The following is a 12,748-nucleotide window of genomic DNA, read 5'->3' on the forward strand; positions in this document are numbered from 1 at the left end:
TCGAGCAACGGACCGCCGAGCGTCCCCTCCACCAGCCAGCGCCGGGTCCCTCCTCCCCTGCCCCGGTTTCACCCTCCGCGATGCGTTGCCTGGACGATCGGGACGCCGAACGTTCGTGGCGGAGGTCCCCCATGACCGCGCGTGCCGCCACCGCCCTCCTGCTCCTCCTCGCGGGGGGCTGCGGCTTCTCGCGGGGCGCGGTGCTCGCGCGCCGGGTCGAGCCCGGGCCGCCGCTGGAGGATCCCGGGTCGGAGGCGTACAGGCTGTGGCACGACGGCGCCGGCTGGCATCTGCGGGCGCGGTCCGACCTGCCCCGGCGATTCCACGGCGAGATCGCGGGCGCCGGCCGGGTGACCCCGCAAGGCGTGGCGCCGGACGCGGTGAGCGCGGGCGGCGGCCGCGTCCGCTTCTCGTTCCTGGCGGGAGACGAGGCCGGGTTCGACTTCGGGGGAGGCTGCGTGAACGTGGCGCTCTACATCGACGAAGATCCGCGTCCGCTCCGCGTGTTCATCGGCGCGTTCGGCGCCGCCCCGGGACGGGTGCCGTACCGGGTCTGCCCGTAGGGCTCCGGGCTGCGGCGCGCGGGGCAGGAGCCGGCGCGATCAGCGAAACTCGCGCGCGCGGTTCCCCACCTGCGGGGCGAGCGCGAGCGGCGCGACCGAGCTCACGCGCACGTTCACGACCTCCCCGCTCCGCTCCACCCGGCCGCGCGCGACGAGGAACGGCGCGCCGCGCACCACCGGCCGGAAGCGTTCGTAGACGTCGGGCATCACGACGAGGTTCGCGATCCCCGTCTCGTCCTCGAGGCTCAAGAACACGATCCCCGCGGCGGTCTGGGGTCGCTGCCGGACGATGACGAGCCCGGCGACCTCCACCGGGGCACGGTCCGGGAGGCGAGCGAGCTCGCGCGCGGTGCGCACGGTCGCGCTCGGGAGCGCGGCGCGGAGGACCGCCATCGGGTGGCCGCGCACCGAGACGCCGGTGGTCGTGAAGTCGGCGGAGACCTCCTCCTCGGCGCTCGCCTGCGGCAGCGCCGTGTCCGGCTCCGCCGGGGTCACGCCCGCGAACAGGTCGCCCCCGTCCGCCTCCATCGCGAGGCTCCGCCACACCGCGCTGCGCCGATCCGGCGCGAGCGGTCCCAGGACGTCCGCCTCCGCGAGCCGCACGAGCCAGGCGCGCGAGACGCCCGCGCGGCGCACGAGGTCTCCGAGGTCCGCGAACGGCCGCGCGCGCCGGGCCGCGACGATCGCGTCGCCCACGTCGCGCGGCAGCCCGCGCACGAGGTGGAGCCCGAGCCGGAGCGCAGGCGTGTCGCCGGGAGCCGCAGGCGCGCACCTCGCGCCCTCGAGCGCGCTCTCCCAGCCGCTGGCGCAGACGTCGATCCCCCGCACCTCGACCCCGTGCCGCTTCGCGTCCTCGATGAGCGTGTGCGGCGCGTAGAAGCCCATCGGCTGGCTGTTCAGGAGGGCGCAGGCGAAGGCGGCGGGGTGGTAGCGGCGGATCCAGGCGGACGCGTAGACGAGCAGCGCGAACGACGCGGAGTGCGACTCCGGGAAGCCGTACCCGGCGAACCCGAGCAGCTGGTGGAAGATGAGCTCCGCGTCCGCCGCGGAGATGCCGCGCTGCTCCATGCCCGCGAGGAGGCGTGCCCGCATCGCGGCGAGCTTCTCGTGCGAGCGCCGGTGCGTCATGAGGCGGCGCAGCTCGTCGGCCTCGCCGGGCGTGAACCCCGCCGCGACCACGGCGAGGCGCATGATCTGCTCCTGGAAGAGCGGCACGCCGAGGGTCTTCGCGAGGACGGGCTCGAGCGGCGGGTACGGATAGCGGACCTGCTCCTTGCCGTCGCGCCGGCGCAGGTACGGGTGGATCATCCCGCCCTGGATCGGGCCGGGGCGCACGATCCCGACCGAGATGACGAGGTCGTAGAAGTTCCGGGGCTTGAGCCGCGGGGCGAGCGACATCTGCGCGCGGGACTCGATCTGGAACACGCCGATCGAGTCCGCCTTGCAGAGCATGTCGTAGACGGCCGGGTCCTCGGAGGGGATGGTCGCGAGCGAGTCCGGGTGTGGCCACTGGCCTGCCGCGGCGCCCGCCTCGCGACGGTCAGGGGGACCGAGCGCCGGCGCCGGCCGATGGGCGGCGAGGAGCGCGAGCGCGCGAGAGAGCGCGGTGAGCATGCCGAGCCCGAGGAGATCGACCTTCAGCAGATCGAGATCGGCGAGATCGTCCTTGTCCCACTGGACGATGGTCCGCCCGGGCATGGCGGCGGGCTCGATGGGCACCGTCTCGCAGAGCGGCCGGCGCGTGATCACGAACCCGCCGACGTGGATCGAGAGGTGGCGCGGGAACCCTTGCAGCTCGCGCGCAAGGTCGAGCGTCATCCGCACCCGCTCCGAGGCCTCGACGTCGAGCCCCGCCTGCGCGAGGAGCTCCGGCCCGACCTGCGAGAGGTCCTCGTACATCCCGACGAGCTTCGCGAGCCGATCGACCTGCGCGAGCGACAGGCCGAGCGCCTTGCCCACGTCCCGGAGCGCGGACTTGCCCCGGTAGGAGATGACCTCGCAGACCATGCCGGCGCGATCGCGCCCGTACCGCTCGTAGACGTACTGGATCACCTCCTCGCGCCGCTCGTGCTCGAAGTCGACGTCGATGTCCGGCGGCTCCCCGCGCTCCGCCGAGATGAACCGCTCGAACAGGAGCCCCATGCGGACGGGGTCGATCGCGGTGATGCCGAGCACGAAGCAGACCGCGGAGTTCGCAGCGCTGCCGCGCCCCTGGCACAGGATCCCGCGCGATCTCGCGAAGCGAACGATGTCCCAGACCGTGAGGAAGTAGCTCGCGTACCCGAGCTGCTCGACGAGCTCGAGCTCCCTCGCGAGCTGCCGGGCGACCTCCTCCGGAGGCGCCCCGCCGTAGCGCCAGCGCGCCCCTTCGCGCACGAGCTCGCGGAGGAGCGCCATGCCGGTGACGGGTTCGACTGAGTCGTCCGAGGTCGAGGTCGAGGTCGAGGTCGAGGTCGAGGTCGAGGTCGGGGTCGGGGTCGGGGTCGGGGTCGAGGTCGTTCGCAACGAGCGGTTCGGCACCGGCGCGACGGCGCGCTCGTCCTGGGGCGGGCTCGACATGGCGACCGCCGCGCCGCCGGCGAGGGCGGTGCGATCGACGACGACGGGCGGCAGCGGGTGCTCGCCCCGGATCTCCTCCATCCGGAACCGGCACGTCTCCGCGATCTCCCCCGCGGCCTCGAGCCCCTCGGGGAAGTCGCTCCACAGCCGCGCCATCTCCTCGGGGCCCTTCAACGTCCGCTCCGCGTTCGGGAAGAGGCGGCGGCCCGCGCGATCGACGGTGGTCCCGTGGCGGACGCAGGTGAGCACGTCCTGCAACACCTGCCGGCGCCGGTCGTGCGTGTGGACGTCGTTCGTGACCGCGACGCGGATCCCGAGCCGCCGGCCGATGGCGCGCGCCGCGAGCACGCGCGCCTCCTCGCCCGCCACCCGGTGGCGCGCGACCGCGAGCGCGAGGCGCGCGCCGAAGATCTCCTTCAGCCGCGCGGCCGCGTCGCCGTCGGCGCCGGGATAGAGCGCGAAGAGCCCCCGCGCGCGCCCCGCCACCGCGTCGAGCGCGAGGACGACCTCCTCGCGCGGGCGCCGCGGCGCCGCCCGCGCCGGATCCTCCGCCCCGTGGGCGCGCGTCGCCAGCCGGCACAGGCCCGCGTACCCCTCACGGTCCTGAGCGAGCAGCACGAGCCGCGCCGGGCGGCCCGGCGTGAGCCCCGTCACGACGAGCTCCGCGCCGACGACGAGCGGGAACCCGCGCCGCTTGGCCTCGGTGTGCGCACGGACGATCCCGTACAGCCCGCTCACGTCGGTGAGCGCGAGCGCCGAGAGCCCGAGCTCCGCGGCGCGAGCGACGAGCTCCTCGGGATGGCTCGCGCCCTCGAGGAAGGAGAAGCAGGAGTGGCAGCGGAGCTCCGCATACGGCGGCCCCGCAGGCCGCGGCTCCCGCCGCGCTCCGGGAGCGCCGACCTCGCCCGTGTCGATCCTGCGTCGCTCGTGGTTCACGTCAGTCGAAGTATCCGTGCAGGTAGAGCCGCCCGTCGGCGGCGTCGCGGTACACCCAGCAGTCCCCCAGGCCGTCGAGCCGGACGCGGTAGTAGTCGCGATCGAACGGCGCGGGCACCCACCACTCCCCCCGCAGCCGCTCCGGCCCCTCCATCGCGAGCACCGCGCGCGCGCGTCCCTCCACCCGGAGCGCCGTCACGCGTCCCCCCTCGCCTTCCGCCTGGATCGGCGTGGGGGGATCCACGAGCCGCGTCGGCCGTGGCTCGGCCGCGGACGGCGCGAGCGCGCCGGCGCCAGGCGAGCCGCCGAGGCTCCGCAGGGCGGAGGCGCGCGCGACGGCGGGGCGGAACGGAACGGCGCGGTACGCGGCCTCGGGGCGGTACCGCTCGACCGGCTCGGCCGCGAAGATCGCGCCCTCGCCGAGCCGGACCCCGAGCCGCGCGAGGACGGTCTCGAGCGCGGCGAGCGCCTCGGGGCGATCGTCGATCGCGAGCTGCTCCACCGCGATCGGCGCGACCTCGATCGCGGCGAGCTCGACGGCGGTCACCGCCCCGGGGAGCCGCAGCGAGAACACGTGCTCCTTCGCCGGCACGAGCCAGCGCGCGGCGGAGGCGGTCGGCTGCGCGAGCGGTACGATGACCCGCTCCTCGCCGCGCGGATCGAGCTTCAGGACCACCTTGAGCCGCGTCGCACCGAGGCCGCGCCCGGCGAGGCGCGCGGCGACCCGGTCGGCGAGCCGCTTCAGCGCGAAGAGGAGCGGCTCGGCGCTCTCCGCGGGCGCCTCGAGCTCGAGCGCCTCGACCGGCAGCGTCTCCGGCAAGTAGGGAGAGAGCGGGGTGTCGTCCTCTCCGCGGGCGAGGCGGGCCGCCGCAACGCCGTCCGGCCCGAACCGGTGCGCGAGGGTGCCCGCCGGGAGCCGCGCGAGCGCGCCCGCGTCGGCGATCCCGAGCCCGCGGAGCCGCGCCGTCACCGCCGGCGTTAGCCCGAGCGCCTCGAGCGGGAGCGCGGCGATCGCCCCCGCGGTCGCCCCGGGCGCGACGTGGAGGAGCTCCCCGGTGCGGGCGGAGAACGCGCCGTGCCGCACGAGCGCACGCGCCGCCGCGCGACCGTCCGCGACCGCCGCGCGCGCCGCGTACCCCATCTCCGCCGCCGCGGCGATCGCGCGCTCCGCGAGGACCCGCTCTCCGGCGTCTGGCGAGGCGTTCCGCCCCGCGCCTCCGGCGAGGAGCCCGGCGGCGCTCGCGTCGAGGAGCACCACGTCCGGCGCGCACGGCTCGACCGCGGGCGCGAGCAGGAGCACCGCCTCGGCGACCGCGCGCAGCGCAGCGCGATCGGCCGCGGGATCGAGCGGGACCGTGCGCAGCCGGCCGCACGCGGCGAGCGCCTCCGACAGCGTGGCTCCCGGGCGGACGCCGTCGGCGGCCGCCGCGCCATCGCAGTGCACGATCCGACCCTCGGAGACGACCGCCAGCGGCCCGTCGCAGCCGTCGGCGCGCTGGCGCCGCGCCCGCTGGAGCGGCAGCTCGGGGAGGCACAGCGCGATGACGCGCAGCCCGCTCGCCTCACGCCGCATCGCCATCCTCCGGGTCCGCCACCCGAGGGCGCCACGATCCGCGCACCCCGGCGGCGCGCGAGAGGAGCGACGCGCCGCCCGCCCACGCTGCCTCGTCCGCCGCGTGCCGCTGGCGCCCCACGATCCGTCCGTCCTCGGCGGTCAGCTCGAGCCGCACGGCCACCGGCACGCGGAGCGCCGTCCCGCCGACCGCAGCGAGCCACAGCCCCACCGCCCCGCCTTTCTCGGCGGCCGCCTGGAGGCGGCGCGCGGCCGCGTCCGCCCCGCGCACCGCGCGCGCGACGGGCACGTCGACCGCCACGGCCGCGAACGCGCCCGAGGCGAGGAGCGCCTCCGCGGCCCACAGCGCGACGAGCGCGGGGTCGCGCGCCGGCCCCTCGGCGGACGTGCGCGGCGGGGGCCGCACGACGAGCAGGCGCGCGAGGTCGACCCCGAGCGCCGCGGCCGCCGGCGGATACAGCTCGCCTCGGCCATCGACGTAGGCGGCGAGGTCTCCCGGTCCCAGCGCCGCGAAGAGCGCCAGCGCGATCGCGGTCTTCCCGCTCGCCCGCCCGCCCGCCAGCTCCGTGAGCGCTCCGCGGCGAAAGCCGCCCTCGGGCAGGAGCGCGTCGATCTCGGGGCGACCGCACGCGAGCGCACCCGCCCGCCGAGCGGGGCGCCGCTCGATACGACGGATCTCGTCGCGGAGCCGCTCTACCAGCTGATGACGCTCCGCACCCGCCGACATGCCGCCGCTGCCTCCGCCCAGGAACATAACTGCTCACGCGTTCAGGTCGCAAGGCGTAGCAACTCGCTCTGACACGCGGGGACGTGATGCTCACCCTATGCGCACACCAGAGAGCCACGGCAGTTCGGCCGGGCTCCGTCATTCGGAGCAGGGAGGGTATTGGAATGAAGCGTCTTGGATGGGGAACCGTGGCCGGTATCGGCGTCGCAGGCCTTCTCGTCGCGGGCATCCCCGCGCACGCGCAGTCGGGCTCGACGGCCGGCTCCACGACCAGCGGCCAGTCGAGCGACGACAGGATGGGCGGCTCGACGTCGTCTCAGAGCGGCACCACGTCGTCCCAGAGTGGCTCGTCACAGAGCGGCTCGTCACAGAGCGGCTCGACCATGGGCACGGGCACGGGGTCCAGCAGCACGGCGACCGACATGGGCACCGGCTCCAGCGCCTCTGCCAGCGACACGTCCATGAGCAAGAACGAGCTCACGGGCAAGGTCGAGAAGTTCGACCGTGACACGAAGGAGCTCACGCTCGCGAACAGCGACAAGAAGCTGAAGGTGAGCGACAGCACGCGCGTGATGAAGGACGGGCAGCGCGCCTCCCTCAGCGACATCAAGGAAGGCGACCAGGTCCGCGCCAGCTTCTCCGGCTCGGGCGACACGCTGCAGGTGAACCGCATCGACGTGATGACCGCCGGGTCGATGGGCACCGGCACCGGCATGGGCACGGGTACTGGCACGGGCACGACGACGACCACGCCGCCCTCGGACACCAGCACGGGCACGGGCACCGGCACGGGCACGACGACCACGCCGCCCTCGGACACGGGAACGGGCACGACGCGGCCTCCGTCGGACTCGGGCACGACGGGCTCCGGCTCGAGCGGCACCACTCCGCCCCCGAGCAAGGGCTACTAGCTAATCCCGGCAGGATGAACGAAGGGCGGGCGGCCGCAGGGGCGCCCGCCCTTTTGCTGTGTCGCACCTGCGCGCGCGAAGCGAGCCGCCGGGGCGACGCCGCGGAAGCGGCGAAGCCGCTCGCGGCGGCGCACGGGACCCGGCGAGCGGGGGCGGGGCCCCGACGAGCTTCGCTCGGCGGGGCGGGGGGCGCAGCCCCCCGTTAGATGGACGCGCGCTTCGCGGCGCCGTCGCGCTCCTGCGCGGCGATCTCGGCGCGGACCTTCTCCATGTCGAGCGTCCGGACCTGGCGGATGAGATCCTCGAGGGCGGCCTCCGGCAGCGCGCCCGGCTGGGAGAACAGGAGCACCTTGTCCCGCAGGATCATGAGCGTGGGGATGGAGCGGATGTCGAACGCACCGGCCAGCTCCTGCTCGACCTCGGTGTTCACCTTGCCGAAGGTGATGTCCGGGTGCTTCCCCGCGACCTTCTCGTACGTCGGTCCGAACACCCGGCACGGCCCGCACCAGGGCGCCCACCAGTCGATGAGGACGATGCCGTCCTTCTCGACCGTCTCCTTGAAGTTCTTGCCGGTGATCTCGACCGTCGTGTTCCCCATCTCCAATCCCTTTCAGCGCCCCCCGCCGTCCATCGGCCCTCGGCGCCACACGAAAGATTGGACCCGCCGGTCTGCGAAAGGATTCAGGGCGTCCACGGGCGGCGCGGCGCCCAGGGACGCCCCTCCAGGGCCGGCGGAGCGGCGAGCGACGTGCCGGCGGTACCCCGTCCAGCACGCCGCCCGTGCGAGCGCTCGGATCAGCGCGAGGGCGGATACTTGTGCAGCTTCCGCTGCAGCGAGCGCCGGTGGATCCCGAGCCGCCGTGCGGCCTCGGAGATGTTGCCGCCGCAGTCGGTGAGCACGCGCTGGATGTGCTCCCACTCGGCGCGCGCGAGCGAGGGCGTCTCGACGCCGGACTGCTTCGCGGTGTTCGTGCCGTTCAGCGCGGCAAGGATCTCGTCGGCGTCGGCCGGCTTCGGGAGATACCCGACGGCTCCCTCGCGGACCGCCTCCACCGCCGTGGAGATGCTGCCGTAGCCGGTGAGCATGAGCACGCGGGTCGCGGGATCGTGCCGGCGCAGCTCCTTCAGCAGATCGAGCCCGCCTCCGCCCGGCATGCGCAGGTCGAGGACGGCCATCTCCGGCGACTCCTTCGCCGCCTCGCGCAGCGCCTCGTCGGCGCTCCCGGCGGTGCGGACCTCGTAGCCGCGGGCGCGGATGGCCGTCGCCAGGCGTTCGCGCAGGACCTCGTCGTCGTCCACGAGCAGGATGCTCGGCAGCGTCTCGTGCGTCGTCCCTTCGATGTTCATGTGCCGCTCCTCTCGGCGGCCTCCGCCGCCGGCAGATCGATGCAGGCCTCGGTCCCGACTCCGGGGCGCGAGGTGATTTGAAAGCTTCCCCCCAGCTGCTCGACGAGGGCCCGGGTGAGGAACAGCCCGAGCCCCATGCCCTCCCCCGGACTCTTGGTGGTGAAGAACGGCTCGCCGACGCGCCGGAGCACGTCGGTCGTCATGCCGCGCCCGCGGTCCACCACCCGCGCGCGAACCCAGCCCTCCGTCGCCGCGAGCCGCAGCGTCACGCGCTCGTCCGGAGGCGAGGCCTGGATACCGTTCTTGAGCAGGCCCCGGAGCGCGTCGCCGAGCGCGCGCGGCGGCCCGACGAGGCACGCGTCGAGCGAGCCCTCCTCGGGCGCGAGCTCGACGCGCTCTCGCGCCGGAAGCCCGTCGAGCGCGGTCTCCACCCAGACGCGCACGCTCATCGGCGCGAGCGGCTCTCCGGCGTGCTCGCCCGCGTTGGCGGACATGCGATCGAGGATGTCGCGGCAGCGCCCCACCTGCTCGCGGACGAGCTGGAGGTCGCCGCGCACCTCGGCGGGCACGTCCTCGGGCAGCGAGCGCTGCAGCTCCTTCGCCACGACCGCGATCGTGGAGAGCGGCGTGGAGAGCTCGTGCGCCGCGCCCGCGGCGAGCGTCGCGAGCGAGGCCAGCTTCTCGCGCCGATCCACGAGCGCCCGCGCCTGCTGCAGCTCCCGCTCGCGCGCGGCGAGCGCACGCGAGACGCGCTGGACGAAGAACACGATGAACACCGACGCGATCGCGAACGCGACCCACATGCCGCGCAGGTGCGAGTCCATCATCTGCGCCGGGTCCATGTGCGTGCGGATGTGGTGCGCCGGCGAGGTCGCCTCTTCGTGAAAATAGAGCGACGCGAACCCCGCGAGGCTCGCCACCATCAGCGTCCAGGACCAGCGCGGCGGCAGGAGGACCGCCCCGAGCGCGACGTTCACGAGGTAGAGCGTCGAGAACGGGTTCGAGGCGCCGCCGGTGAGATCCAGGAGGACGGTGAGCACCGCGGCGTCGAGGAACATGACGGCCGCGACGCTCGCGCTCGTGGCGTTCGGGCTGGCGTGCTGCGCCCACGCGCGGAGCGCGAGGTTGCCGCCGACCTCGAGCACGAGCATCGCGACGAGCGGCACGAGGGGGACGCCGATGTGCGTCCACGACGAGGCGCCGACCACGATCACGACCTGGCCGAGGATCGCCCACCAGTGGAGCTGGACGATCCAGGAGAGGTTCAGCCGCGCGCGCCCGACGCGCGTCTCGCCGTGCGGCGTCGCGTGCTGTAGGACGGGGGGGGTCGCGGGTGCTTCCACGGTCGCCATCTGGGACTGCGGCACGCGCATCAGCCGATACCTCCAGGCGAAACTACCACACCCGAACGCGTGCGGCGCCGGCCGCGACCCGTTGCCGCAGACGTGCGCCACGGCGCGGCTGCTTGACGCATGTCGCGCGCTGACCGTAGGTTGCCACCCCCGTGAGAGGCCGCCGCCGAACCGTCGCTGCCGTGCTCGCCGATGCGTTCGCGCACTGGCCCGCCGCGGAAGGGGCAGCGCTCATCACCGCCTTCGCCGATGCCTGCGGACCGCGCCTCGCGCGCGAGGTCTCGATGCGAGGCCTGCTGCGCGACGGCCGCCTCCTCGTGCTCGTTCGCTCGGAGGAGTGGGCGGCTCAGCTCGTCGCCCTCGAGAGGCCGCTGTGCGAGCGCGTGAACGCTCGCCTCGGTCGCGCCGTCGCGCGCGGGCTCGAGGTGCGCGTGGCCCCGGAGCCCTGATGCGCACGGGAGCGCCGACGCGCGCCCGGACGCTCGCCGCGCTCGCGTGCTCGGTCGCGGCTCTCCTCCAGGGGTGCGCCTCGCCGCGTTCTCCTGGCGCCTCCGCTCCCGCCCCACGTTCGTCCGAAGCTGCGCCGCCGCGCACGGCGGCGCCCGCGCAGGGGAGCTACGGCCCCGAGCCGGAGACGGCGCTCGCCCCCGTCGAGCAGCGGCTCCTCGAGGTCGCGCGCGCGCGCCTGGGCGGCGCGCAGTCCTCCGGGGCGCTCTCGCTCGCGGCGCGAGAGCTCGCGGCCCGAGCCGCGGCGGGCGATCCGGAGGCGCGCTCCGGGCCGGCCTCGCGCGCGGCGCTCGCGCGCGCTCTCTCCTTCGACCCGTCACCTTCCGTGTACGCGCTGCGCGCCCGCCCCGAGGACGCCGCCGACGCGCTGGCGCGCCTCCTGCCCGGCTCGACGGCGAGCCACGTCGGGGCCGGGGCCGTCGAGCGCGACGGCGTGCTCCACGCGTTCGTGCTCGCGGCCCAGCGCAAGGTCGGGCTCGAGCCGTTCCCGCGCGAGGTGTCCGCGGGCACCTCGGCGGTGCTCTCCGGCAGGCTCGCGCGCGGCCTGCGCGCCGCCCGCGTGTTCGTCACGCTCCCGGCGGGCGACGTGCGCGAGGTGGACACCGAGGCGCGCGGGAGCGGCTTTCGAGCGCGGCTCTCCTTCCCTGAGCGCGGGCGGTACACGGTGGAGGTCGTCGGCGAGGGCCCGCGCGGGCCCGAGGTCGCCGCGATCCTGACCGTCGCGGCGGGCGGCGCCACGGTCGAGGCGCCGGAAGGCCCCGCGCGCGCGGCCGCCGATCCCGGGGACCCTGCCGCCGCGGAGGCGGCGATCGTCCGCGCGATCAACGCGACGCGCCGCCGTCGCGGCCTGCCGCCGGTCGCGGCCTCGGCGGAGCTCGCCGCGGTGGCTCGCCGGCACAGCGCCGCGATGCGCGACGCGGCGACGGTGGCGCACGTCCTCCCGGGCTCGGGCGAGGTCGGCGATCGGCTCCGGCACGCCGGGGTGGCGTACCGCTTCGCGTACGAGAACGTCGCCCAGGCGCCGCGCGCGCTCCTGGCGCACGCCAAGATCGAGGAGAGCCCGGCGCACCTCGCGAACCTCCTCGCGCCGGCGACGCTCGTGGGCGTGGGCCTCGCGCACGGCACGCTCCGCTCCGGCGCGCCCGCCGTCTACGTCACCGAAATCCTCGTGCAGCCGCCCGACGACGGCGGGGAGAGCGCGCTCCTCCCCGACGCGCGCGTCCGCGAGGCGCTCTGGCGCGAGCGCGCCCGGCTCGGGCGCCCGCCGCTCCTCGGGGATCCCGCGCTCGACGCCCTGGCGCGCGAGGCCGCCGAGACGATGCGGCGCGCGGACTCGCCCGAGGCAGGCGACCTCGGCGCGCGGGCGCTCGCCGGCCGGGCCCTCTCGGCGGTGGACGTGTTCGTGGCGAGCGCCCCGGCGGAGACGATCCGCTCGCGCAACCTGCCCGACCCGCGCTTCCATCGCGTGGGGGTCGGCGTGGCGACGGGGGACAGCCGGCGCTACGGCGCGCGGCGGCTCTGGATCGCGGTGATCTACACGGACTGAAGCGCTCGATGCGGCGCCCGTCGCGCGCGCCCGGGTCGGCCGGGGCTGCCGTGTGCGTCCGGCGGGGCTAGACGAGCCTCCGCTGGGTGGCGTAGCTCTCGAGTCCCCCCTCGACCTCGGGCTGCAGGGCGTGGAGGGGGCAGCGGGTGCAGGTCCAGCTGTTCCAGCCCTGCTTCACGGCCTCGTCGAGACAGGCGTCGTAGTAGTTGCAGAAGAGGTTGCGGTGACCCTCGACACCACGGTCGGGGTTGATCGGAGCGGTGAGCTCGGTGGGGCAAGGCTTGTCGAGCACGATGGACTCCTCTGGATGGCCGGGCCATCCCTCCAAGCCGCGCGAAGGCGCAGCTCTCCCCCGTCCGATCGTCCCGGTCCCCCCTCGAGAACCGGCGTACGACCCGGCGCCGGTGCAAGCGCCGTGGCTCGCGCGAGCCCCTCATCGACAGGGGCCGGGCGCGCGCGCTATATGGCGCCGCTCGATGCAGCGAGTCAAGCCCCACCGGACGCCGAGTGAACCCATTCCTGAGCGCGATCAGGAAAGATTTGCACGCGCCGGGGCTTACGTCCGCGTGGGTCTTGCGTTGCTTGCTTTACTTTGGGTTGGGTCGGCCCGGGCCGCCGCGCGGGAGCCGCTGTGCGACTGGCTCTCCGGCATCTCGGAGGCCGCGCAGGCGCAGGCGGACGGCGATGGAGCGGCCGCCGAGATCGCCGCCCGGCGCGCCCTCGCCGC

The 12,748-nt window shown here is 75.3% G+C and carries 12 protein-coding genes and 1 pseudogene; 5 read left to right on the forward strand and 8 right to left on the reverse strand.

Translation table 11 applies throughout. The features are described 5' to 3' along the window. Nucleotides 1–131: 131 nt before the first annotated feature. Nucleotides 132–563, forward strand: a complete 432-nt coding sequence (locus MNZ39_RS12945; RefSeq protein WP_242339085.1) for a hypothetical protein — start codon at nucleotides 132–134, stop codon at nucleotides 561–563. Between the two features lie 39 nt (nucleotides 564–602). On the opposite strand, the gene MNZ39_RS12950 is transcribed toward MNZ39_RS12945, so the two are convergent. The 4 genes from MNZ39_RS12950 to MNZ39_RS12965 form a co-directional block, all read right to left on the reverse strand. Continuing rightward, nucleotides 603–4,037, reverse strand: a complete 3,435-nt coding sequence (locus MNZ39_RS12950) for an error-prone DNA polymerase (protein WP_374202549.1) — start codon at nucleotides 4,035–4,037, stop codon at nucleotides 603–605. Between the two features lie 22 nt (nucleotides 4,038–4,059). After that, nucleotides 4,060–5,631, reverse strand: coding sequence for a DNA polymerase Y family protein (locus MNZ39_RS12955; RefSeq protein ID WP_242339090.1), 1,572 nt, complete (start codon nucleotides 5,629–5,631; stop codon nucleotides 4,060–4,062). After that, the gene (locus MNZ39_RS12960; RefSeq protein ID WP_242339094.1) at nucleotides 5,621–6,358 is read right to left on the reverse strand and encodes a DNA recombination/repair protein RecA; all 738 of its coding nucleotides are present in this window, start codon (nucleotides 6,356–6,358) and stop codon (nucleotides 5,621–5,623) included. Before MNZ39_RS12960 ends, MNZ39_RS12955 begins: the two co-directional genes overlap by 11 nt. Nucleotides 6,359–6,674: 316 nt before the next feature. Further along, on the reverse strand, nucleotides 6,675–6,839 hold the full coding sequence (locus tag MNZ39_RS12965) for a hypothetical protein (RefSeq protein ID WP_242339098.1): 165 nt from the start codon (nucleotides 6,837–6,839) through the stop codon (nucleotides 6,675–6,677). Here MNZ39_RS12965 and MNZ39_RS12970 point away from each other — a divergent pair. Continuing rightward, nucleotides 6,820–7,269, forward strand: a complete 450-nt coding sequence (locus MNZ39_RS12970; protein WP_242339099.1) for a hypothetical protein — start codon at nucleotides 6,820–6,822, stop codon at nucleotides 7,267–7,269. The two genes, MNZ39_RS12965 and MNZ39_RS12970, sit on opposite strands and share 20 nt — an antisense overlap. A 202-nt stretch (nucleotides 7,270–7,471) precedes the next feature. Here the strand turns inward: MNZ39_RS12970 and MNZ39_RS12975 are convergent, their stop codons facing one another. The 3 genes from MNZ39_RS12975 to MNZ39_RS12985 form a co-directional block, all read right to left on the reverse strand. Continuing rightward, nucleotides 7,472–7,867 carry a co-chaperone YbbN gene (locus MNZ39_RS12975; RefSeq protein ID WP_242339102.1) on the reverse strand — a complete coding sequence of 132 codons (396 nt, stop codon included), beginning with the start codon at nucleotides 7,865–7,867 and terminating at the stop codon, nucleotides 7,472–7,474. Between the two features lie 197 nt (nucleotides 7,868–8,064). Next, on the reverse strand, nucleotides 8,065–8,616 hold the full coding sequence (locus MNZ39_RS12980) for a response regulator transcription factor (RefSeq protein WP_242339104.1): 552 nt from the start codon (nucleotides 8,614–8,616) through the stop codon (nucleotides 8,065–8,067). Then, nucleotides 8,613–9,989, reverse strand: coding sequence for an ATP-binding protein (locus MNZ39_RS12985; RefSeq protein ID WP_242339106.1), 1,377 nt, complete (start codon nucleotides 9,987–9,989; stop codon nucleotides 8,613–8,615). The genes MNZ39_RS12980 and MNZ39_RS12985 overlap by 4 nt, the downstream gene beginning before the upstream one ends. A 131-nt stretch (nucleotides 9,990–10,120) precedes the next feature. Between MNZ39_RS12985 and MNZ39_RS24955 the strand changes: the two genes are divergently transcribed. Both MNZ39_RS24955 and MNZ39_RS12995 read left to right on the forward strand, forming a co-directional pair. Next, nucleotides 10,121–10,417, forward strand: coding sequence for a DciA family protein (locus MNZ39_RS24955; RefSeq protein ID WP_242339108.1), 297 nt, complete (start codon nucleotides 10,121–10,123; stop codon nucleotides 10,415–10,417). Further along, nucleotides 10,417–12,021, forward strand: a complete 1,605-nt coding sequence (locus tag MNZ39_RS12995; RefSeq protein WP_242339110.1) for a CAP domain-containing protein — start codon at nucleotides 10,417–10,419, stop codon at nucleotides 12,019–12,021. Before MNZ39_RS24955 ends, MNZ39_RS12995 begins: the two co-directional genes overlap by 1 nt. A gap of 67 nt (nucleotides 12,022–12,088) precedes the next feature. Here MNZ39_RS12995 and MNZ39_RS13000 read toward each other — a convergent pair whose 3' ends face one another. Further along, complete coding sequence (locus MNZ39_RS13000; protein ID WP_242339112.1) at nucleotides 12,089–12,313, reverse strand: hypothetical protein; 225 nt, start codon at nucleotides 12,311–12,313, stop codon at nucleotides 12,089–12,091. A 184-nt stretch (nucleotides 12,314–12,497) separates the two neighbouring features. On the opposite strand from MNZ39_RS13000, the pseudogene MNZ39_RS13005 reads away from it, so the two are divergent. Beyond that, nucleotides 12,498–12,748, forward strand: a pseudogene (locus MNZ39_RS13005) (lytic transglycosylase domain-containing protein); the annotation flags it as partial.

The sequence above is a fragment of the Anaeromyxobacter sp. SG66 genome, from assembly GCF_022690805.1.
GTDB lineage: Bacteria > Myxococcota > Myxococcia > Myxococcales > Anaeromyxobacteraceae > Anaeromyxobacter > Anaeromyxobacter soli.

Coding starts and splice junctions, on each gene's coding strand:
- MNZ39_RS12970 (WP_242339099.1), top strand. CDS start 6,820: ATGAGCAAGAACGAGCTCACGGGCAAGGTCGAGAAGTTCGACCGTGAC.
- MNZ39_RS12955 (WP_242339090.1), bottom strand. CDS start 5,631: ATGCGGCGTGAGGCGAGCGGGCTGCGCGTCATCGCGCTGTGCCTCCCC.
- MNZ39_RS12960 (WP_242339094.1), bottom strand. CDS start 6,358: ATGTCGGCGGGTGCGGAGCGTCATCAGCTGGTAGAGCGGCTCCGCGAC.
- MNZ39_RS12985 (WP_242339106.1), bottom strand. CDS start 9,989: ATGCGCGTGCCGCAGTCCCAGATGGCGACCGTGGAAGCACCCGCGACC.
- MNZ39_RS12995 (WP_242339110.1), top strand. CDS start 10,417: ATGCGCACGGGAGCGCCGACGCGCGCCCGGACGCTCGCCGCGCTCGCG.
- MNZ39_RS12975 (WP_242339102.1), bottom strand. CDS start 7,867: ATGGGGAACACGACGGTCGAGATCACCGGCAAGAACTTCAAGGAGACG.
- MNZ39_RS12945 (WP_242339085.1), top strand. CDS start 132: ATGACCGCGCGTGCCGCCACCGCCCTCCTGCTCCTCCTCGCGGGGGGC.
- MNZ39_RS12980 (WP_242339104.1), bottom strand. CDS start 8,616: ATGAACATCGAAGGGACGACGCACGAGACGCTGCCGAGCATCCTGCTC.